The organism is Bacillus sp. ISL-18 (assembly GCF_018613415.1).
In the GTDB taxonomy this organism is placed as follows: domain Bacteria; phylum Bacillota; class Bacilli; order Bacillales; family Cytobacillaceae; genus Neobacillus.
Genome location: NZ_JAGGQG010000002.1, coordinates 279,029 through 302,195 on the forward strand (window position 1 = coordinate 279,029; position 23,167 = coordinate 302,195).

Sequence of the window (23,167 nt, forward strand, 5' to 3'; positions counted from 1 at the left end):
AGGTGAAGTCAATTGGGCAAAAAGCTATATCACGGGGCAGCGTATTATCCTGAGCTATGGGATGAAAAGGTAATAAATGAAGACATTGAAATGATGAAACAAACCGGGATTAATGCAGTAAGAATAGGTGAGTTTGCTTGTCCAACATGGAGCCGGAAGAAGGCCAGTTTGATTTATCCTTCTTTATTACTGTAATTAATAAACTCTATGAAAATGGAATTGAGACCATCATGTGTACACCAACACCGACACCGCCCATCTGGTTTACGGACGGCCATCCGGAACGAATGTATGTCGAGCGGGACGGTCGAGTGATGGGACATGGCTCAAGACAGCATGCCTGCACCAACCATCCCTATTTCCGCGAAAGAGCAGCTCTGATTACCGAACATATTGCAAAAGCAGTGGGAAGTCTGCCAGGTGTGATTGGCTGGCAGATTGATAATGAATTTAAATGCCATGTTAGTGAATGTATGTGCGCTTCATGTAAAGAATTGTGGCATCAGTGGTTAAAGGGGCGTTATGGGACAGTTGAAGAGCTAAATGAAGCATGGGGTACACAAATATGGAGTGAATATTACCACAGCTTTGAACAAGTACCGCAGCCAGGGAATGCACCATTTTTACACAACTCATCATTGAGTACGTTGTACCAATTATTCTCAATGGAAAAAATTGCGGAGTTCTGCGATGAGCAAGCAGCGATTATTAGAAAATATTCAGGCGCACCGATTACCCATAATAGTTCCGTTATGTTTAGTGTAGATAATGAGAGACTCTTTAAAAATCTTGACTTTGCTTCTTTTGATACTTATGCAACGATTGATAATTTCCCTGCTTATCTTATTAACAGCGATTTGTGGCGGAACTTCAAGAAAGGCAAAGACTTTTGGGTAATGGAAACCAGTACTTCCTATGCAGCATCGCTCGAAAGCTATGCAAGTCCTCATCCAAATGGATACCTAAAAGCCGAGGCAGCTGCAGCATATGCATTAGGGGCCGAAGGATTTTCGTATTGGCTGTGGAGACAGCAGCGTGCAGGCTGCGAACAGCCGCATGGTTCTGTTATTAGTGCATGGGGACAACCAACAGTGGGTTATGCCAATGTGCTGGAAGTAGAGAAGATGAGAAAGGAAATCGAACTGATTATCCTAGCAACTAGACCGAGTCAAGCTGAATTGGCCATCACCTATTCTGACCGGGCAAAGGCATTTTTGAAAACGGAACCACATCGTGGGTTAAATCATCGCTCTTTAGTAACAGATTTTTATGAAAAAGTATTATCCATGGGGATACACCGCGACCTTATTCCTGAAGGGGCAAGCCTTGAGGGATATAAAGTATTATTGACACCGTTTATCCCTTATGTGTCATCAGAGTTTCTAGCTCGTGCGAAGCAATTTGTTGAAAAAGGCGGGGTCTGGATTGCAGGTCCTTTAACAGGAGGAAGGACTGAGTCCCATACGGTCCATACCGATCGGGCTTTGGGAGAACTTGAGAATACCGCTGGTGTGGAGGTTTTATTTACTTACCCTATGGATAACAGGGGAACCATCGGCCGTGCCTTCGATGTATCTGCACCGCTTGGAATGTGGAGCTCAGTATTCGAATACGACCAAGAAACGTCGGTTGGCTTGATTGAAGAGGGACTTTCTGAAGGAAAATCCTTTATTACCGAGCACCGCCTAGGGGCGGGCAAAATGGTCATGCTTGGTTCCATGCCACAAGGGGCAGAAGGATCCTTAATGTTACAGAAACTCGTGGATCATTATTCCCGAGAAGCGAATTTATCACTTAGAACAGATGTAACAAAAGGAACCATTGTGGCTCCGAGACAAGGTGAAGGATATTCTGTTTGGTTTGTGATCAACATGGACGGTAATGGTGGAAGCGTTACCCTGCCATTCGAAGGAATTGATTTACAGACGAATCGCAAAGTAAGCCCGGGAAAACTTGAAATCGGCAAATTTGAATATAGAATGATTCGTATAAATGATAAGGAGTGTACTAGATGATTAGAAAAGCGACAGTCATGAAGGTGTTTGAAGGATATCACGAGGAATACAAGAAACGCCATGATGAAATATGGCCTGAACTGGCCCAAGAATTAAAAAATCACGGAGCCCATCATTACTCGATTTTCATTGATGAAAAAACAAATAATCTGTTTGCTTATGTTGAAATCGAAAGTGAAGAAAAGTGGGATGCCATGGCGCAAACTGAAGTGTGCCAGAAATGGTGGGCCTATATGAAAGATATTATGGAAACCAACCCAGATAATAGTCCAGTAGCAATTGAATTAAAGCAGGTATTTTATTTAGATTAATAGAAACGAGGTATAAGTATGGGAAAAGGAACAAAATGGCCATCCGAACTGAAGGAATTTCGAGATCCGATTACGGGAGCAGCCATTACACAATTAACAGATTACTTAGCTCATAGTTATCATCTGTATTTTACCAATGACGGCTGGTATGATAACGGTTCTAAACTTTTAATTTGTTCGGACCGTGGAAACGCCACTAACCTTTTTAGTCTGAATCTGAAAAACGGAGAATTAACACAATTAACAGACCTAGATAAAAATGTTTCCAAGGGAATACAAGGAACCTATATCAACCCTGCCAAAAATGAAGCGTACTTTACCTATGGGAAATCAATTATCGCGATCGATCTAGATTCATATGAAGAAAAAGTGATTTTTACGTTGCCACAAGGATATCACTTTAGTAATCTAAGCTGCACTGCTGACGGAAAACACTTATGTTTTGGTCTCTCTGAGGACTTGTCCCAAACCATTGCGAGCAATTTATCAGGCGGGTATGTTGGTTTTGAAGAAACCGAAGCAGCACGACCGCACTGTCAAATCTGTTTACTATCTTTTGAAACAGGAGAAACAAAAGTAATTCATGAAGAAAAACGGTGGATTGGCCATGTCAATGCTTCACCAACACAGCCGCATTTAATTACCTTCTGTCATGAAGGACCATGGGAAAAAGTGGACCATCGAATATGGGTATTGAATATTAATACCGGTGATGTCTGGAAAATAAGAGAGGGAGAACCAAACCAATATGCGGGACATGAGTACTGGTATGCGGACGGTCTGCGTATTGGCTATCATGGTTTTACCGAGTCATTGGACCGTAAAGACGGAAAATTTCTTGGGTTTGCCAAATATGATAATTCAGTTTGCGAAGAATTTGAATTTCCCTACCAAAATATGCACATCCATTCCAATGATTCCACTATCATTGTTGGGGATGGACAACAATCAAGTGCCTACCATGGTGAAAGGTATCAGGATTGTATTTTCTTATGGAAAAAAACAAATAAGGGAATGGAAGGTCCGCGGATTTTATGTAAGCATCGGGGAAGCTTTCAAATACAGCAAGTCCATGTCCATCCTCGGTATACTCCTGATGGAACAAAAATATTATTTACAAGTGATCGCACCGGATACGGGAATATCTATCTGGCAGACGTTCCTGAATTTGATAGTCTGCCAGAGCTAGTAGAAGGCCAATTGATAAAAAAATAATAAACATGATGAAACAGGCAAAGAATAAATGCCTGTTTTTTTTTCTTATAAGTGCAAAAATGTCTTAGGTGATCAAAAAAAGTCAAATCCTATTGCATGCAAAAATTGAGCGTTGAAGGAAAGGAAAGGACTGAAAATAATAGAATTGTAGCAAATAAAACAGCCAGTGGGAGAGTGGAACTGTGAAATTACATTGGTTAAACAAAAGGCCGAAGAATCTGACAGGAATTTCTTGGGGAATTCCTTGGGAAAGAGGGGCATTAAATAGGGAAGATACCATCTGTCTCCAAAGTAGCAGCGGTAAAAAAAGTCCGTTGCAAACTTGGCCAATGGCTTTTTGGCCAGATGGGAGTGTGAAGTGGACAGGGCATGCCGCTGTACTTCAGGGTGATGAAGATATATATGAAGTGTCGCTAAGTGAACATGTAAATTCTGACAGTATCTTGCAGGTTAGGGAAAATAAACATACTATTGAAATCGATACTTGTAAACTATTATTCTCCATTAATAAACAGGGAAACAAGATTATTAATTTTGTAAAAAGAGGCACAAAAACAGTTGCGTTTGAAGGTAAGTTAAACTCGACTAAAGAGACTCGTACTAGGGAAAACGGGATTACAGTCATCCGCGAAGAACCATTTGAAGGCATTATCAACCATGTGGAAATTGAACAAAAAGGTCCATTAAGAGTTGTTATTAAAATGGAAGGAACCCATCAGGCAAAATCGGGAACAGGTACATTACTTCCGTTTGAATTAAGGCTTTACTTTTATGCAAACACTGAATCCGTGCGTACGGTCCATACCCTGTTTTACGATGGCGATCCCGAAAAGGATTTTATCAAAGGTGTAGGCTTAGAATTATCAGTTCCACTAGAAGGGCAAGCGTGGAATCGTAATGTCCGTTTTTTAGGAGATGAGGGGATCTATTCGGAAGCATCCCAGCTTCTACTAACGAGAAGACACAGAAATGTGGATGGCTTGTTTCAAAAACAAATAGCGGGTGAAATTGTTAGCCTAACAGAAGAAAAACACTCGCAATTATTAGACCATGCCAAACAAAATGCCATTTGGAATGATTTCAAACTTCAGCAGGATTCAGCAGACCATTATCGAATCATCAAACGGACACAAGAGTCCTCTGCCTGGGTGGAATCCACTCACGGTACTAGAGCAAAGGGTTTGCTTTATATTGGTGGAGAGGATCATGGAATCGCAGTCGGGATAAAGAATTTTTGGCAAAAGTTCCCCTCAGCATTGGAAGTTAATGATTTAAATAAGTCCGAAGCAAAGCTGAAAGCCTGGTTTTGGTCACCAGATGCCGAAGCAATGGACCTGCGGCATTATAATAATGAAACACATGTGGTCAGTGCTTATGAGGGTTTTGATGAAATGCGTTCCACTCCGGTTGGAATTGCTAATACCAGTGAGATCTTTTTACAATTTTATTCTGATTCACCTTCAAATGAAGAGTTAGTAAGTCAAATAGAAGAATGGCAAGCACCTATGTTATTAGTATGTGAACCAGAATACTACCATCATACAAAAGCATCAGGTGTATGGAGCCTAGAGGATCGAAGCACTCCAATGAAAGCCCATTTAGAAGAACAGCTTGATAGGGCCTTTGATTTTTATAAGAAGGAAATCGAACAGCGAAGATGGTATGGTTATTGGAATTATGGTGACGTCATGCATACCTACGATCCCGTCCGTCATCAATGGATGTATGATATCGGAGGCTTTGCTTGGCAAAATACCGAGCTCGTGCCGAATATTTGGCTCTGGTATTCATTTTTACGGTCAGGACGAGAAGACGTGTTTATCATGGCAGAGGCAATGACACGACATACCAGTGAGGTGGATTGCTACCACTTTGGTGAATATGCCGGGTTAGGTTCCCGCCATAATGTCGTCCATTGGGGCTGTGGCTGTAAAGAAGCGCGAGTTAGTATGGCGGGATTACATAAATACTATTATTTCTTAACAACTGATGAAAGAGTAAGAGATTTACTAACAGAAGTAAAAGATGCTGATCAAGCATTAGCCAATCTTGATCCTATGAGAGAATTTTATTCAACCGAACAATTCTCGACACACGCCCGTGTTGGTCCAGATTGGGCTGCCTTTTGTTCCAATTGGTTATCAGAATGGGAACGAACAGAAAATCAAACGTACAAAGAAAAAATTATGACTGGCATCAATACATTAAAAAATTTGCCGTTCCGGTTGTTATCGGGTCCGACTTTCGGATATGACCCAAAAACAAGCAATCTTCTTCATATGGGTGATGGAAATGAAGGAGGCTATCACATGGTGATTGCTTTCGGGGGTCCTCAGGCGTGGATGGAACTCGCACAGGTCCTCGGCGATTCAGAGTGGCAGGATATGTTGGCCGAATTTGGCGAATTTTATGTTCAAAGTAATGAAGAAAAATTAGCTAGAAGTAATGGGATCCTTCACAATAAATTATTTAGTCTGCCAATGCTTGCTTCTGGAATGGTTGCTTATGCTGCGGCAAGGAAAAAAGATAAAAACCTGGCCGAAAAAGCTTGGAATCTACTATTAAATGAAGAAATCAGTCAAATGGTGCTGCCAATCATAGAGGAAGAGGTCCAAAGTTGGAGGAAGATTACTGAAGTTCCAAGTATAACGACGAATACTACATCTCAATGGTGTCTAAATACGATTGTAGCTTTGGAGTTAATTGGTGAATACCTGCCAAATGATAAATCCAAGAAAGTATTAGTCCAACAAGAAAGTGTTTAAAGGTGAAAAAACCTTATTAAATCAAGGTTTTTATTAAGACAAAAAAATGTAGTTGTCTGAAAAATGAAAGCGGTTTAAATTCAATGTATAGCACGACACAATTATTGGACTACTTATTAAAATAGTATGAACGGTAATTGGAAAAGGCAAATAGGAAAACTAATAAATTTATTATTGGGGGTACCAAAATGAAAAAGGGTAAAAAGCTTAGTAAAAAGGTAGCAATTCCAGCACTTTCAGCCATGCTGCTTTCTTCGCTTGTAGCATGCAGTAATACTGATAAGACATCGAGTGAAGCTAGTAATAATAAAGACGGTAAATTAAATATTTCCATTATGACGACAGCGTTTTCGGCTACGCCGCCTACTAGTAACAGTCCGGCCCTTAAGGCGCTTGAAAAGTATACGAAATCAAATATTACTATAAATTATGTTCTGAATTCTGTTTATTCAGATAAGTTAAATGTAACTTTAGCCTCCGGCAAGCTTCCGACTATCATGATGATTCCTGATAAAATCCCAAGTTTTGTTAGCGCTGTCCGTAATGGAGCATTTTGGGACCTAACCCCTTATTTAAAAGATTATCCAAATTTAAGTAAGGCCAATGAAGTTACCTTACAAAATAGTGAAATTGATGGGAAGGTATATGGGGTTTATCGGGCCCGCCCACTTGGAAGAAACGGAATCTATTTCCGCCAGGATTGGTTGAAAAAGTTGGGATTACAAGAGCCTAAAACAATAGACGATTTTTATAATGTTTTAAAAGCATTCACAAACAATGATCCAGATGGGGATGGTAAAAAAGATACGTACGGTATGGTTATTTCAAAATTTACCGGTCCGTTCGATGTAATGCAAACATGGTTTGGTGCTCCAAATAAATTTGGCTTGACAGATGATGGCAAGCTTCAACCAGATTTTATGACACCAGAATATATGAATGCATTAAAATTCTTTAAGAAATTGTATGATGAAAAATTGATCAACCAGGATTTTGCGGTAATGGATTCTGGACAATGGGATGTTCCATTCCAGAAAGGACAAGCCGGAGCCATTGTTAACGTATTAGACCAAGCTCATCGTAATCAGACTGCTATGGAAAAAATTGATCCAAATTTAAAAGATGCTGTTGGTGTAATGGGAGCAGTCTCAGGACCGGAAGGACTTCATAATCTGCCTACTGCGGGTTATAGCGGCATGCTGGCAATTCCAAAATCTAGTGTAAAAACGGAAGCACAATTAAAACAAGTATTATCTTTTATTGATAAGCTGAATAATGAACCGGCTCAAACAATCGCCTATGCAGGTGTTGAGGGGCGTCATTATAAGATGGAAAATAACAATATCGTACCTCTTTTTACAGCACAAGACCCAGAGGCTACTGAATATACAGACTTAAACCAATTCATACCAGGGATTCCTGTAAGTAATTTCAAACATCCAGAGTATTCGCCGCTCCAAGTAAAAGAAAATGAAATCATGAAACAGAATGAAGAAATTGTTGTTCCAAATCCTGCTGCCTCCCTGATTTCTGATGTATACGCGCAAAAAGGACAGCAATTAGACAACATCATCAATGACGCCCGTATAAAATATATTGTTGGCCAAATTGATGATAAAGGATTTAAAGATGCCATTAAATTATGGCGCACTTCTGGCGGAGACGATTATGTTGCAGAAATAAATAAATTATACAAAGAAAACAAGTAATTATTGAGTTAAAAACAGGCAGTTTTCGAACTGCCTGTTCTAGCAAATGAAATAAAAACATAGAAGGAAAGGAGAAAATCAATAATGGAAAAAATCAGTGTACAAGTTGCTGAAACGGACCTATCACAACCGGCAATCGGATCAAAAACGAAAATAAAGTCAGAGCTTTCTCCGATTCAACGAATTATTAGAGATAAATGGCTCTATATCTTGCTGCTTCCGGGGTTGGTATATTTTATTGTTTTTAAGTATCTTCCGATGTGGGGCATTGTGATAGCCTTCCAAGATTATTCGCCTTTTACGGGAGTGCTTGGAAGTAAATGGGTTGGATTTGATAACTTTATAGACTTCTTTAAAAATCCGGATTTCTTTCGACTATTAAAAAATACAGCGATCTTTGCAGTGTTAAACTTGGTATTTTTCTTTCCGGCACCGATTATTTTATCAATCCTGTTGAATGAATTACGGGTTGATTCGTATAAGAGAGTTATGCAAACGTTTATTTATGTACCTCACTTTATGTCATGGGTAATCATTGCGAGTATTACGTATATCTTTTTTACGACAAGCGGTGGCATTGTAAATGAAATTGTCTCCCATATTTACGGGAAACAGATTGATTTTCTATCATCACCAAATTGGTTCCGCCCGTTAATGATGCTGCAAATTATTTGGAAAGAGACTGGCTGGGGAACGGTTATCTTCTTAGCTGCACTTACATCTGTTGATAAAGAACAGTATGAAGCGGCAATTGTTGACGGTGCAGGACGATTTAGACGATTATGGCATGTCACTCTGCCTGCCATTAGAAGTACAATCATCGTTATGCTTATCCTCCAACTTGGCCGTTTTCTGGACACTGGCTTCCAACAAATTTATTTGATGTCCAATTCATTAAACCGTGGGGTTGCTGATGTATTTGATACGTATGTTTATTTTGTTGGGATTACACAGGGGGCGTATAGCTATAGTACGGCTGTTGGGCTCTTTAAGTCTGTTATTGGGATCATTCTTGTTTTAGGCTCAAACAAATTAGCCAAGAAAATGGGAGAGGAAGGAATCTTTTAATGTTCAATGTTCAAGGAGGTGCAGAATATGGCAAATCTTAAAATGCATAATACACGTGGCGGGCGCATATTTGATGGCTTTAACGTTGTTATGTTAGCCATTATCGGGATTATTATGATTCTGCCATTTCTTTATATAATCGCAGGATCGTTTGCTACAGAGGCTGAGTTAACGAGGAGAAACTTTTTTATCTGGCCGGAAACGTTTACGCTGAGTGCCTATAAATATATTTTCTCAACTGCAACATTCTCGCGCAGCATTCTGGTGTCGATAGGTGTGACCTTAGTTGGTACACTGGTTTGTCTATTCTTTACATTTACAATGGCTTACCCCTTATCGAGAAAGAAATTATTGGGACGCAACGTATTTATGAATATGATTGTATTTTCGATGTTATTCAGCGGGGGAATGATCCCGACGTATATCGTAGTAAAATCACTGGGATTGTTAGATTCCTATTGGTCATTAATCTTACCAGGTGCAATCAATCCATTTAATTTAATCATTGTCAAAACTTTCTTTCAAGGTATTCCTAATGAATTGGAAGAAGCAGCGAAGATTGATGGTTGTACAGAAATGGGGATTTTTTGGAGAATTATCTTACCATTGTCAAAACCTGTCCTTGCTACATTTGCCTTGTTTTACGCTGTCGGGATTTGGAACGATTTCTTTCATGCCCTATTGTATATTAGTGACAACACCAAGTGGCCAGTCCAAGTGCTGCTCCAACAAATTATTATTCTATCGCAAGGAAACCTTACTGATGCCGCTTCTCAAGGAGCAGCTTATGTTGAGCCTCCTGCACAATCATTAAAATTAGCAGTTGTGGTTGTAGCTACTTTGCCAATTTTAATTGTTTATCCATTCCTGCAAAAACACTTTGCTAAGGGGATGCTATTGGGGTCAGTCAAAGGATAAAGTCAAACATTTTAATCTTAAGAGTGCAGGCGGTGAGATGACTGATAATCACCGTCTTTTTTTCCGACTTTATTTACGGAAAGAAAAAACACTAATCTGGAAGATTACCAAAATGTAGAACAGCCTGTAGTATATTATCAAAATTGAAGGTGAGCAAATGAACAATTTAACTCAACTAAAACATGATTTTAATAATCCCTCTGCAGAATATTCCATTTTTCCATTTTGGTTTTTAAATGGAAATCTTAACAAAGAGGAGATTTCGAGACAACTGAGAGATTTTAAAGCAAAAGGGGTTTTGGGTGTTGTTGCCCATCCACGTATTGGTATTCCAGCGGATATTGAATATTTAGGCCTGAAATTTATGGATCTAATGCGATTTATTATGGAAGAAGCTACAGAATTAGGCATAAAAGTGATCATTTATGATGAAGGCATGTATCCATCAGGATCCGCCCATGGTAAGGTAGTTGAAAACAATCCGGAATATGCCGCCCGTGGACTGCGAATGTCTATGCATTCGGTAAACGGTTTTACACAAATTGAAGAAAGATTGGAAGAATACGAGGAGATTGTCCTTGCGGTTGCTGGAAAGGTTACAGGGGAATTGATAATTGATCCTCTCTCCTGTATTTCATTAGAGGTTGAAAACAATACAGTTTCATTTGAATCGAAAGATACGGGAAATTGGTCCATTGTTTTGCTTATTTCTACTTTTTCAAAAGGAACCATTCGCGGTCTCCATTTTGGAGAAGACGATGGCGAGCCAGGAGCACCGCCTGCAGGAGATTTGTTAAATTCAGAGGCAATGCAAAAGTTTATCCGTGTAACCCATGATGTCTATTATGAACATTTTAAGGAATACTTCGGAAATACCATAACAGCGCTTTTTACAGATGAACCGAGTGTTGTCGGGCGTTGTGTTGACACGGAAAAAATCAAGCCATGGACGATTGGCTTTATGGAATATTATAAGAACCATGGAAATGTTCCTACGGACTTGTTATCACTATGGTTTGACGTCGGCAGTGACACAAATGTCAAAAGAAAAAAATTTAAAAAAACAGTCAATAAACGCCTCCAACAAACGTATTACCGCCCCATCTCCGAGTGGTGTGAAAGTCATGGTATTCAACTGACAGGGCATCCGGAAACAAGCGATGATATTGGATTTTTAAAATATTTTCAGCTGCCTGGCCAGGATCTGGTGTGGAGATGGGTAGGCCCGGAAGATGATAAGGGAGTTACAGGGCGTGACAGTACGCTGGGGAAATGTACCTCTGATGCGGCAAGGCATCGCGGATTGCCTCGTAATGCCAATGAATGTTTTGGCTGCTGCGGACCAGATGGACATCAATGGCAATTTTCAGTAGCTGATATAAAATGGTTTGTCGATTGGCTTTTCGTCAGGGGGGTTAATAAACTTTATCCCCATGCATTTTATTATTCCATTGAAGGAGAAAGATTAAATGAGCGGGCACCTGACAACGGTCCCCATAACTCGTGGTGGAAATATTATAAATTGATCGCTGATTATGAAAAACGGATGTCCTGGTTGCTGAGTGATTGTACAAACGTTACGGATATTGTCATTTTATGTGAAGAGGATCATATTCCCTGGAAAATTGCTAAGCCGTTATTTACGAACCAAATCGAATTTAATTACCTGGAAGAAGATCTGTTTCTTCACGATTGTATAATTGAAGAAGGTAAAGTGAAAATTCAAAAACAGAATTATCGTGTGATCATTATTGAAAATCTTGAACAACTCGTTTCCAAAGAGCTCGTCCGTAAACTAAATCTATTTCTTGAAAACGGAGGTACAGTGATAGTTAATAATCCCGAAAAGAAAAATCTCCCCTTAAAAGGCAATATCGTCCACATTTATAACTATAACAGCGTAATAGAGGCGATCGATCATGTAGAATCCCGGGATGTTTATGTAATACCGCATAATCCTGGGCTGCGGGTGACACATATCGTCAAAGAAGGCATTGATTTTTATCTATTGGTCAATGAGGGCGATCATGCCATTGAGGGAGAATTTGCTCTTAAATGTAAAGGTGCTCTAGAAAAGTGGGATGCATGGCACTCTGATATAGAAACAATTGAAATTAATGAAGTGGATCATGAGTATACAAAATTCAATCTTTCACTAAAACACCGGGAATCCTTAATTATTTGCGTAAACCGGAATGAATCACCAACTTTTGTAAATCCAAGCAAAAAATCACAACAAGTTATCGATATTAATGTAAACAGTTGGACGATCACAAATCCATTTCGCGATAATGAACCAATCGAAAAATTGGTTCCATTGACTGAGTTTGACGATATGAAATATTTTTCCGGTGAATCTATTTATCAAGCGATCGTTACACTAGATCCCATAGATTGTTATAAAAAGGCTGAGTTAGACTTAGGCGAAGTTTGCGAGCTCGCAGAAGTTGTCGTCAATGGAAAAAGTGCAGGTGCCAAGCTCTGGAGTCCATATTTATTTGATATAACACCAAATTTGGACACAGATACCTTGAATATAGAAGTAATAGTTACTAACAGTAAGGCGAACGAATATGCCAAGGAACCGGTAAAGTCCGGTCTGATTGGCCCAGTAACCTTAAAGCTTTATCAATAATATGGGCAGCTATGCAAAAAAGTATGGTTGTAGGAAAAGAATTAGAAATTTATATTGTAAGGTAAATAAGTATAGATAATCATCTTTAAGGGAGGGCGAGCTTAGTGATATTTAAACAATTTGAAAAAGGAGAATGCCTCTACGCTAATCCTCTTGCAGTTCAAGAAAATATAGCGGATTGGAAATTAGAGGGAAGAGCAAAGATAAGCTTCGAACATAACCGCTTGCACTTAGAAAATGAACTAGATCCAGTTATTTATGGGGACCGGGCACACTGGGTTTATTGGTGTCCAGTGGATTTTCCAGACAAAGTTATGATCGAATGGGACTTTTACCCTGTTAGGGAACCTGGTCTCTGTATGTTCTTTTTCGCGGCGGCCGGAAGAAATGGCGAAGATCTCTTTGATCCAACATTGCCGGTAAGGCAGGGGCGATATCCGGAGTACCATTCAGGTGCTATTAATGCACTGCACTTGTCCTATTTCAGGCATAAGTATGCAGATGAGCGGGCGTTTCGCACCTGTAATTTACGAAAAAGTTATGGCTTTCACCTGGCCGCCATTGGTGCTGACCCACTTCCACCCGTAGAGGATGCCGTATCACCCTATCATATGAAATTAGTAAAGTATGAAGAGATTGTTCAGTTTTCCATTAATGAATTGGTTGTACTTGAATGGGAAGATGACGGACAAACATACGGTCCTATTTATGGAGGCGGGAAAATAGGTTTCAGGCAGATGGCGCCAATGAAAGCAGCTTATGCTAATTTAGTTATTCACCAGGCAATATTAAACTAGATTACACTTATTAGATACATAGGAGGGATAAGCATGCAGATGAAAGGGGCAATCGGTGGATTTTATAAACTTTGTGATTGGATCATGAAGCTTGCCTTTACTAATCTCTTATGGATGGTTTTTTCCATTTTTGGTTTAGTTGTTTTTGGGTTTTTTCCTGCAACGATCGCAATGTTTGTCGTTATCAGAAAAATGCTAATGGGTGACTTTGATACACCCGTATTTAAAACTTTCCTGGAGTCTTTTAAAAAAGACTTTTTTAAAAGTAATCTGCTGGGTCTTATTTTGTTCATACTAGGGTACTTCTTATATGTCGATATTCATTTAATAAGAACCACGGGAGGTTTGCTTACTTTACTCTATTATCCTGCACTAATTATCTGTCTAGGGTTTGTGTTAACTGTATGTTATGCCTTTCCTACTTTTGTCCATTATGATTTGAAGGTACATCAGGTATTAAAAAGTTCTTTTATTATCATGTTACTGAATCCGCTTTCTACAATTTTAATAGGGATAGGGGGGAGTGCGGTCTATCTTTTAATGTCGACAGTACCTGGACTAATCCCATTATTTTGCGGCAGCACGCTAGCAGTTGTTCTTATGTGGTCTTCTTTCTTTGCCTTTTCAAGAATCGAGAGAGCCGAACGGGCTGCTTCAGGGGCTACAGAGGAAGCACTATTCAAAAGGCATATATAAAGGTTTACTTATGGTTATACCGAAATTCATGGAAAGTCAAAGAGCCCTTTAATAAAAGAAAGATTAAACTTGGTATGCATGCTGCTGCCAAGTTTTTTTTGAAAATATAAAATTTTGAAATTAAAGCGCCTTCATTTTTTTGATAAGTTATGCAATAATAGAACTTATCCTATCATGGTTATACTTTATGTTTGGAGTGTTCTTAATGCCATTTAAAAACATTGATATAAATAAAGTAAAACGTCCCCGTTGGAAAGGAAACTTTCATCGCAATAGCTTTGTTCTTATTTTGCTTATTGCTAGCATTCCAGGACTGATCACTGGTCTAGGTATCTATTGGTTTGGTGTCGGAAAAGTAGAAGATGAGCTTAGAGCATCCAATGACAGCCAAATTATTCAACGGGCAAATAATATGGATGAACAATTTCAATATATAGAGGAATATACAACCCATTGGGTGTTTGAACCTAGATTTGGGGAATCTTTAAAAGATATTGATTTTGTTAAGCAGTTTAATGAAACCTACGATATAACCAAAACGTTATCCTTATTGCAAGGAAGCCATAATTTGATAAGTGATGACGAATTGTTTTTAAATTTGGATAAACCAATCTTATTTAAGCCTCAATACAATATATTAGATGAAAAACAGAAAGTTTTTTATAATAGCTTACTTTCAAAAGGAATGGAACATCATTGGGTAGAGTATTCCCCAAGTAAGGGGAGGAAATCACCAACTCTGGCTTTTGTCAGTCCGATTCCAATAACCAGTAAAGACCCATTTGGCGCTTTAATTGTAACAATTGATCATAATAAAGCACTTCAACTATTAAAGACATTAACCCCTTACGAAAATGGAGCAACTATCCTATTAAATGAAGAAAATAAGGTAATACTATCCTCGAACAGTACTAATCAATCTAATTTTATAAATGCCTTAAAAGGAGAAATTGGTAAACACAAGCAAAGCAGTGGGTCTTTTCCATTTGAGTTTAATCATATAATGTATTCCATTTCATTTGGTCATTTTACTAGGATTAATTCTAATTGGACTTATATTTCTGCAGCGCCGATGACATCAATTACAGCACCAATTGTTTTTGTGTCAAGGTTAATTATTATTATCAGTGCATCCGCTCTTATTTTAGCGATTATTTTGTCATGGTTCACTTCAATAAAAATATATGCACCTGTCCGAACATTAGTCAGAAATTTAGTTGGCAATGAAACAGAAAGATGGAATCAAGTCGGTAAAGATGAATTTTCTATTATCGAACAGCAGTGGAAGGAAATGTCTCAAAAAAGTAATTTGTTGCAAAATCGACTTACCGAACAACTAACAGAACTAAAAAATAGTTTTATCTATCAATTAGTCCAAGGGTATTTTTTTCAGTATCATGAAGATGATTTACGTCAGCGAATGGAGACATACGGGTGGAATTTAAAAAATCGGTCTTTTATTGCTTTGGATCTTCAACTCACTGGATTAACCGATTCCAAGGAAATTTTCTCTACGAATGATGATGGGTTAGTTACATTCATGGCGACAAATATTATGGAAGACTTTGCAAAGGAAATGTTTGAACAATTTAATGTTATTAACTTTTCAGATTTATCTGCAGGGATGTTAGTTATTTATCGTCCTGATCATTCGGCCCGAGAAAAATTGCATAGGTTTGCAAAGAATGTGACAGAGGCTGTGAATAGGATTATAAAATTACAGGTAACGATTACAATAAGCGAAAAAACCGAAAGTGTAAAGAAAATACCTTATATTTTTGAAGAAGTAAGGACGGGCAAGCGGTTCAGAACGTTTGAAAACATTAACCAGGTTATTGATTTAGAGGAGCACAAAAATAGCAGAAACGATATTGAGTTCCATTATCCATTTGCAACAGAAAAAGAAATTATTCAAGCTATTCGTATGGGACAACTTGATCAAATTGAAGTGTTGATTAAAAAATTCACCCAGGAATTAACATGTAAAGAAATTAGTGAAATCTATATACAACAGGCTGTCATTCAACTATATAGCAGTATTCAGCATGAGATATTACATTCAGGGATCCATCCGAATGACTTATTTGAAGGGAAAAATATGTTTGAGGAACTCTCTCAAATACGTGATGTTGATAGAATTAATCTTTGGTTTATAAATGATGTAATCAGTCCATATATTCAGAGACTAGAAGGTCGTATGAATATAGAATTAAAGAGAATAATAGAAAAGGTAGTTACAAAAATTCATGAGAATTACATGAACGATATTTCTTTAGAAAGTTGTGCGGATGAAGTCAGTACAAATCCTTATTCTCTTAGTAAAGCATTTAAACAAATTGTTGGAATCAATTTTATTGATTATCTAACACAACAAAGGATTGAGAAGGCAAAAGAACTATTGATCCACTCAGATATGAAAATCAATGACATTGCAGAGGGAGTAGGTTACAGGCATAGTTATTTTAATCGGATATTTAAAAAACAAATAGGAATTCCACCTAGTCAATTCAGAAAGCTTAACCAAGACACAAATAAATTAATAGTAAAAAATGATGATTAATTTAGTTAATCATCATTTTTTTTTTTTTTTTATAGAAAAAAGCCTCCATTGAAAGCTCGATCTAACAATGGAGGTACAGTTTAAATCATTCTCATTTTATTCATTCGAAGCTTGACCATTCCAAGCTTTGATTAATTGGCTGGCATCCGCAGTTAATTTTGTTTTTAGAGCTTCGTTCAGCTTAGTTTCTCCACTAAGCTGATTAACAAAAACCCCCATTAGTTTTGCAGCCTGTTCAGGTCTGCCTTTGTCCAATTGATGCTGTGCTTGATCTAAATTATTTTTTAATACTGAAAACGCTGGGTCATTTAGCTCAAGCCCTACTGTATGTTTCATCGCTTGCAGATTGGCTGTATAGTCGACATCCGGTGCTTTTAAATTACCCGCTAGGACAGAATCTTTTCTATCTTCGCCGAGGTAGAATCCGAGATGAGGAGGCTGATTATAGCCGCTGTTTTGGAAGCCAATCCCGTTTCGATATAAAGGATCCTGCATGAGCGTATAGAGTCTGTATGGTGTAGAAATCGTTGTGCTAAAGATTCTAAGTTCGGAATCGTCGGTTGTCGGCAGAAGAACTTCTTCACGCCAGTCACCCAGAATATCAGCTTGCAGTGTTGGCGTAGCCTTTGTTCCATTATTACTATGAACGTCTGCAAATTTCTTTAGAAGATCGACTTTACCTGTTGTTTCATTGTATTTTGTAATGGAGGTATCATCCAGTAATTCCTGCAATAGGTCGCCATCCCAATACAGTGCGAAATTAGTCGAAAGTCCAGTAGGTTTTTTCGTTAATTCCACATTGCCTTGGACGTTATAAACGCCTCCGCCTGTTTCAGGAGTGTTTCCGGCAGCTCCCCAGAACTCATAACCCGGGCTTGAGGTAATGTTGGCAGCTAATCCACGTCCTGCGTCCGTATAGGCATAATAAGACATCAAAGTTTCCCCTGTTGCAGCATCATGGAGCTCCTCAGAAGCAACAGCTGGAATTTCATGTACCTCCATTGCACTAAGTCCTTCGCGGTCAGGATCAAAAGCACCTAAATGTTGGGCATCACCATGGGAGCCCTGTTCACGTCCCATCTCGCCATCCATAGCATAAAGAATGCTGCCATCCTGATCGAGTGTTAATGAACCGGCAACAATTTCATCACAGCCATCATTGTCGACGTCGCCAACTGACAGATTGTGGAAGCCTAAGGCGCCACCTTTGCCTGCTTTGTCAGAATCAAAAGTCCATTCTTGTTTAAGTTTGCCATTCTCAAGAGTATAGGCTGCAAAAGTTGTACGTGCATAATAGCCTCTTCCAAAGATCGCACTTGGATGTTTACCATCCAAGTATGCCAATCCTGACAGGAATCGGTCAGAACGGTTATACCATGAGTCACCCCAAGAAAGGCCGCCTTCTCCCACTGGGAATGCATAATCAATGGTATCAATCACTTTTCCGGTTTCCCCATTAAAAACGGACATATATTCAGGTCCTCCAATGATATGGCCATTCGTGCCAACATATTTTCCATCATCTGCCGGGTTGCCAATTTCACTGATTACCTTGCTCTTGTCGAACTTTCCGTTTGTCGCTCCGTATGTTTTTGTACCGTCAGCCGTTTTAATCATGAATTCATCTTTGCCGTCACCATCGAAATCGGAGATGACAAATTGATTGTAGTGGGCACCGGAAGTAAGGTTATGTCCCATATCCATCCGCCAAAGAAGAGTCCCATCCAATTTATACGCATCAAAAATGGTTGGGCCTGTGTAACCAGTAAAAGAGCTGTCGATCGCGTTGGATGGGTACCATTTTACAATAACCTCATACTTGCCATCACCGTCTATATCGCCTACACCTGAATCATTCACCGAATAGGTATAAGACTCTCCGGTAGGAGTTGTCCCGCCTTCAGGCTTTTGCATTGGGATCGATAAATAATCCTTATCGGTTGCTTTTACGTCATTTTTCTCTGTCGATTTGCCATTTATAAGCGTTTCAACCGTGTAAGTATCACCTGGGGCACCTTCAGAATCCTTATAGTTTGTAACCTCTAACGGTTGCTTATTTAATTTTTCTCCATTACGGTAGATATTGAATTTTACATCTTTATTATATTCATCGGCAAGCAAACGCCAGCTAACGAAATTACCTGCATCTGATTTAAGAGCAATTAAACCCCTGTCAAGAAACTCCGTCTGTCTGTCGGATTCCGAAGGAGTCAGACGATTATAGACATAGATTTTTGCAGATTTATTAAAGGTGTTGTCGATCCCGTCTGTTTCAGCAAGGGTCCCTTTAAACTCATAGACTCCTGGTTTACTAGGATCCCAAGCTTTATCACCAACGTTTTCCCACTTGCTTACTGCCACTTCTTTTTTACTATTATCTGCAAGCGTTACTCCAACTGTATTAGGAAGACCGATGGAAGAGATGTCCGTTTTCGTTTGATTCACATAAACACGGTGATATGGTAATTTATCTACCAAATAAAGTGTGTTATCTGGAACAGATACATTGGAGACCTCGAAATTATCAAGGAACGTATCCCATGTTTCATTATTGCCGGCTGTACGAACCCCGACCAATTTAATAGCTGCGATCGAACCATCAAAGGATGAGCCCTCTAATGAAAAGGTATGGTCTTCAAGAGGATTACCTTGTTGATCTGCAATATTGGTTGTGACGGAGTTGTTTTTTATATCAAAATGAATGTCAAATTGATACCATGCTTCCGTATTTGAAATACTTGATACTACTGTAGGTTGACCTTTTGCAAAATAGCTCAATTTAGAATTATGGGTATCGTTTATTGTAAAGACGATATTACCGGAACTGTCAATAAGTCTAAACTCGCCGCCATTTTCATCGGGATTAGTGCCTTTATCATTAATCTTGCCTGGATACCAGTCAAATTTCACACGGATATCGCTTCCTTTAACCGCCGTGGCAAAATTCTTTGTCGCAACACGGCCTCCTTTTTGATCAACGATGCTGTATTCAAGCTTTGGTGTAGTATTTCCACCTACATTATTATTGTTTATGGATACGGTAGCACCCGTTGTGGAAAATCCCCATAGATCATTATTGTCAAAATTCGTACTGGATAACACGTTATAAGGACTCGATGCAGTTTCTGCTGCCGCGTATGGCAGGCATGAAAAAACCAAACCTACTGTCGCAGCAATCGAAGCGATTCGCTGTTTCTTTTTATTTTTTCCCACTTTTCATTTCACTCCTTTGTTTTTTGGACCAAGGATTTTAGTTTTTCATGCTGAAAGTATTCCTTTGAAAAAAATTGAATTTTCTGTTTCTATTTTTACATGGGACACGTTCACTCTGATGCATTGGTCAAGCATGTATGTCCCTTCTTTAAACCTCATTTGACCGTTCAAAAATTCCCCCTTTTAGAAAAGCATATACATGGCTCCAGTTGTTCCTTCGGACAAGTTCGCGAATAGTGGTAAGACACTACTGTTTTCAGAAATGCACCCGTATGAGCGTTTACAATTCTGTGTGAAAAAATGTAAAATGCTCTCTTCTATTTTTGAACGTCTTTAAAACAAGGAATCCATTTTGAGTTTATAGTAACTTCCTTTGGACAACCCGTATATCATACATTTTTGCATAACAAAAAATAAGCATTTTGGATTAAGACTTTTACAGTGAAAACAATTTTTGTCCTTAATCGGCAAAAAAGTATTAATTGGTTATGAAAGCGAATTAAAAATGTTTCATTGTTGGAAACGCCTTCATTGATTAAAGTAGAAGGAAAAGGGGGGAAAGCAGTTTTCCGTGTCTTTGATGGGCTTTCCAAAGCGGGCATTGATCATCATGGAAATGTCTACAGTGTATGCCAAGGCTCTGGTTATGCATTTACAAATGATTATTACAAACATGACCTGACATGGATCCTAATTGATACACATGGGATCGGCATCGTTTTACTTTCAGGTATTGAAACATTAAAGTTGAAAAAATGGCTGCATGAATCATCCAATAATCAAATCGAAGGGAGAGTTTTAAATGGCTAATCAAGTAAAGAATGTGCAAATAGCATATATTGGAGGAGGCTCTCGAGGCTGGGCTTGGGGGCTGATGAGTGACCTTGCCTCGGAGCAGAGTATTTCAGGAACTGTTAAATTGTATGATCTCAATTATGAGGCGGCACAGCAAAATGCTATTATTGGAAATCGATTACTTGACCGTGATGATGTAGTCGGACACTGGGAGTATGAGGCAGTAAAAACATTAAAAGAAGCCTTAAATGGTGCCGATTTTGTCATTATCTCCATCTTACCCGGGACATTTTTGGAGATGAAATCAGATGTCCATACTCCAGAACAATTTGGCATCTATCAATCTGTCGGGGATACAGTAGGGCCAGGAGGCATGGTCAGGGCGCTGCGGACTATTCCGCTATTTGTGGAGATTGCTAACCAAATTAAAGAACATGCACCAAATGCTTGGGTGATCAATTATACAAACCCAATGAGTCTCTGTACAAGGACCCTCTATCATGTTTTTCCGGAAATAAAAGCGATCGGCTGCTGTCATGAAGTATTTGGCACACAAAAATTGCTTGTTTCCATATTAGAAGACTTAGAAGGAATTAAAAAAATAGATCGTAGTGACATTAAAGTCAATGTTCTGGGAATTAATCACTTTACATGGATTGACCAGGCATCCTACCAAAATATTGATTTATTTCCTTTATACCAAAGGTTTGTAGATAAATACTATGAGTCTGGATTTGAAGGGAAAAATACAGGAAATTGGTTGAATGATCATTTTGCATCGGCACAGAGAGTAAAATTTGATTTGTTTGAAAAATTTGGGATGATTGCAGCTGCGGGTGATCGGCATTTAGCAGAGTTTATGCCGAATACTTGGTATTTACATAGTCCTGAAAAGGTGAGGGAATGGAAATTCGGCTTGACTCCGGTAGATTGGCGGATAGAAAAAGGTAAGGAACTTTATGAAAAAGGCAAGCGCTTGGCCTCAGGGGAGGAGTCCTTCGTCTTAAATCCTACCGGTGAAGAAGGCGTTCAAATGATGAAAGCTCTTCTCGGATTAGGGGAGATCATTTCAAATGTAAACTTCCCAAATAGGGGACAAATGACTGGGGTACCGGAAGATGTAATTGTCGAAACGAATGCTGTGTTTCGTTACAATAGTGTGCAGCCAATTCATTCGGGAGAATTGCCAACATCGATAAATAATATGGTCTTGCGCCATATTCATAATCAGGAAATGACACTTAGGGCAGCCATAGACCGTGATAGACCATTAGCTCTGAGCGCATTTAAACAGGATCCGCTTTTAAGCTCGATTACGCCGGAGGAAGCGGAAGAACTTTTTGAAAAAATGTTGTTTAATACGAAAAATTATTTACCAGGCTGGGAGTTTGAAACCGTAAAAAAATAAGAATAATAGAAAGAATCCCTTGTTTATAGAAAGAACCTTGCAGGGGTTCTTCATTTATAACTTACAAAAAAATGAAGAGGTGAGTAAAATGCCAAAAGTAATCATGACTTTTCCCGAGGGAAAACATAAAGTGTTAACGATGAGCTATGACGATGGCAGGGCGGCTGACAGAAAGCTGGTGGAGATTTTCAACCGGCATGGAATTAAAGGCACTTTTCATATTAATTCTGGTTTATTAGGGACTGGCGATCGTATTCCTGGCGAGGAGATTGCACAGCTTTATACGGGACATGAAATATCGACTCATACTCTTACGCATCCGACTATTGCCAGGTCACCGAAAGAGCAAATTGTTGAGGAAATAATAGAAGATCGAAGAAACTTGGAGAAAATAGCCGGTTACACCGTAAGAGGCTTATCTTACCCTAATGGCTCCTATAACCAATTAGTAAAAGAAATGCTTCCCTATTTAGGGATTGAATATGCAAGGACGGTAAATAGTACAGGCAACTTCTCTATGCCTGATGATTTTTTAGAATGGAATCCAACCTGTCATCATAAAAGAGATTTGCTTAGGTTTGCCGAGGAATTTGTAAATCTTCATAAAAAGCAATATTTATATATGATGTATGTTTGGGGTCATAGCTATGAGTTTGAGGATGATCTAAATTGGGATTTAATAGAGGGTTTTTGCAGAAATATAGGGAACAGAAGTGATATTTGGTATGCGGCCAATATTGAAATTGTCGACTATATCAAGGCATTTCAAAACCTAAAGTTTTCTGCAGACAGCCATTTTGTTTTTAATCCAGCTGCCATTTCAGTTTGGCTAAGTGTAGACAATGAAATTGTTGAAGTAAAAGGGGGAAACCAAGTTCATTTAGTAGAAGACTAACTGGGCTGTTTTACAACCTAGAAGTTGGAGTATAGTTAGAGAAAATTACATAAAGAACGATTTAATCATATCAGTGCAGTTACTGATATGGTTTTTTTATAGTTTTTAATTTACTTATAACCAACCAAATTTCTATTGAATCGGTGGTTTAAAAAAATTGTAGATTG

14 protein-coding genes and 1 pseudogene are annotated in these 23,167 nt (G+C 38.8%); 14 read left to right on the top strand and 1 reads right to left on the bottom strand.

Features of this window, described 5'->3' with window-relative positions; all coding sequences use genetic code 11:
* The first annotated feature begins 12 nt into the window (after positions 1 to 12).
* From J7E81_RS01600 to J7E81_RS01650, 11 genes and pseudogenes are all read left to right on the top strand, one after another.
* Positions 13 to 2,015 (top strand): annotated as a pseudogene (locus J7E81_RS01600) (beta-galactosidase).
* A complete protein-coding gene (gene rhaM / locus J7E81_RS01605) occupies positions 2,012 to 2,326 on the top strand; it encodes an L-rhamnose mutarotase (RefSeq protein ID WP_215040345.1) in 315 nt (104 codons plus the stop codon). The pseudogene J7E81_RS01600 and the gene rhaM overlap by 4 nt, the downstream one beginning before the upstream one ends.
* An 18-nt stretch (positions 2,327 to 2,344) precedes the next feature.
* Positions 2,345 to 3,541, top strand: coding sequence for an oligogalacturonate lyase family protein (locus J7E81_RS01610; protein WP_215040346.1), 1,197 nt, complete (start codon positions 2,345 to 2,347; stop codon positions 3,539 to 3,541).
* A gap of 182 nt (positions 3,542 to 3,723) precedes the next feature.
* Positions 3,724 to 6,306, top strand: coding sequence for an exo-rhamnogalacturonan lyase family protein (locus tag J7E81_RS01615; RefSeq protein ID WP_215040347.1), 2,583 nt, complete (start codon positions 3,724 to 3,726; stop codon positions 6,304 to 6,306).
* A 188-nt stretch (positions 6,307 to 6,494) separates the two neighbouring features.
* Positions 6,495 to 8,015 carry an extracellular solute-binding protein gene (locus tag J7E81_RS01620; protein ID WP_215040348.1) on the top strand — a complete coding sequence of 507 codons (1,521 nt, stop codon included), beginning with the start codon at positions 6,495 to 6,497 and terminating at the stop codon, positions 8,013 to 8,015.
* Positions 8,016 to 8,099: 84 nt separating this feature from the next.
* On the top strand, positions 8,100 to 9,083 hold the full coding sequence (locus tag J7E81_RS01625) for an ABC transporter permease (protein WP_215040349.1): 984 nt from the start codon (positions 8,100 to 8,102) through the stop codon (positions 9,081 to 9,083).
* A gap of 27 nt (positions 9,084 to 9,110) precedes the next feature.
* Positions 9,111 to 10,001 (top strand): carbohydrate ABC transporter permease, encoded by an 891-nt coding sequence (locus J7E81_RS01630; RefSeq protein WP_215040350.1) that lies wholly within the window; start codon positions 9,111 to 9,113, stop codon positions 9,999 to 10,001.
* Between the two features lie 157 nt (positions 10,002 to 10,158).
* On the top strand, positions 10,159 to 12,636 hold the full coding sequence (locus tag J7E81_RS01635; RefSeq protein ID WP_215040352.1) for a glycosyl hydrolase: 2,478 nt from the start codon (positions 10,159 to 10,161) through the stop codon (positions 12,634 to 12,636).
* Between the two features lie 104 nt (positions 12,637 to 12,740).
* On the top strand, positions 12,741 to 13,433 hold the full coding sequence (locus J7E81_RS01640; RefSeq protein ID WP_308162115.1) for a DUF1961 family protein: 693 nt from the start codon (positions 12,741 to 12,743) through the stop codon (positions 13,431 to 13,433).
* 33 nt (positions 13,434 to 13,466) lie between these two features.
* Positions 13,467 to 14,129 carry a YesL family protein gene (locus tag J7E81_RS01645; protein ID WP_215040354.1) on the top strand — a complete coding sequence of 221 codons (663 nt, stop codon included), beginning with the start codon at positions 13,467 to 13,469 and terminating at the stop codon, positions 14,127 to 14,129.
* A 205-nt stretch (positions 14,130 to 14,334) separates the two neighbouring features.
* Positions 14,335 to 16,689 carry an AraC family transcriptional regulator gene (locus tag J7E81_RS01650; protein WP_215040356.1) on the top strand — a complete coding sequence of 785 codons (2,355 nt, stop codon included), beginning with the start codon at positions 14,335 to 14,337 and terminating at the stop codon, positions 16,687 to 16,689.
* A gap of 96 nt (positions 16,690 to 16,785) precedes the next feature.
* Here J7E81_RS01650 and J7E81_RS01655 read toward each other — a convergent pair whose 3' ends face one another.
* A complete protein-coding gene (locus J7E81_RS01655) occupies positions 16,786 to 19,902 on the bottom strand; it encodes a rhamnogalacturonan lyase family protein (RefSeq protein WP_308162116.1) in 3,117 nt (1,038 codons plus the stop codon).
* A gap of 531 nt (positions 19,903 to 20,433) precedes the next feature.
* Here J7E81_RS01655 and J7E81_RS01660 point away from each other — a divergent pair.
* The 3 genes from J7E81_RS01660 (at position 20,434) to J7E81_RS01670 (ending at position 23,000) form a co-directional block, all read left to right on the top strand.
* Positions 20,434 to 20,712, top strand: coding sequence for a hypothetical protein (locus tag J7E81_RS01660; RefSeq protein WP_215040358.1), 279 nt, complete (start codon positions 20,434 to 20,436; stop codon positions 20,710 to 20,712).
* Entirely contained in the window at positions 20,705 to 22,105 is a 1,401-nt protein-coding gene (locus J7E81_RS01665; protein ID WP_215040360.1) for a family 4 glycosyl hydrolase, read from the top strand. The genes J7E81_RS01660 and J7E81_RS01665 overlap by 8 nt, the downstream gene beginning before the upstream one ends.
* Positions 22,106 to 22,193: 88 nt before the next feature.
* A complete protein-coding gene (locus J7E81_RS01670; protein WP_215040362.1) occupies positions 22,194 to 23,000 on the top strand; it encodes a polysaccharide deacetylase family protein in 807 nt (268 codons plus the stop codon).
* Positions 23,001 to 23,167: the final 167 nt, after the last annotated feature.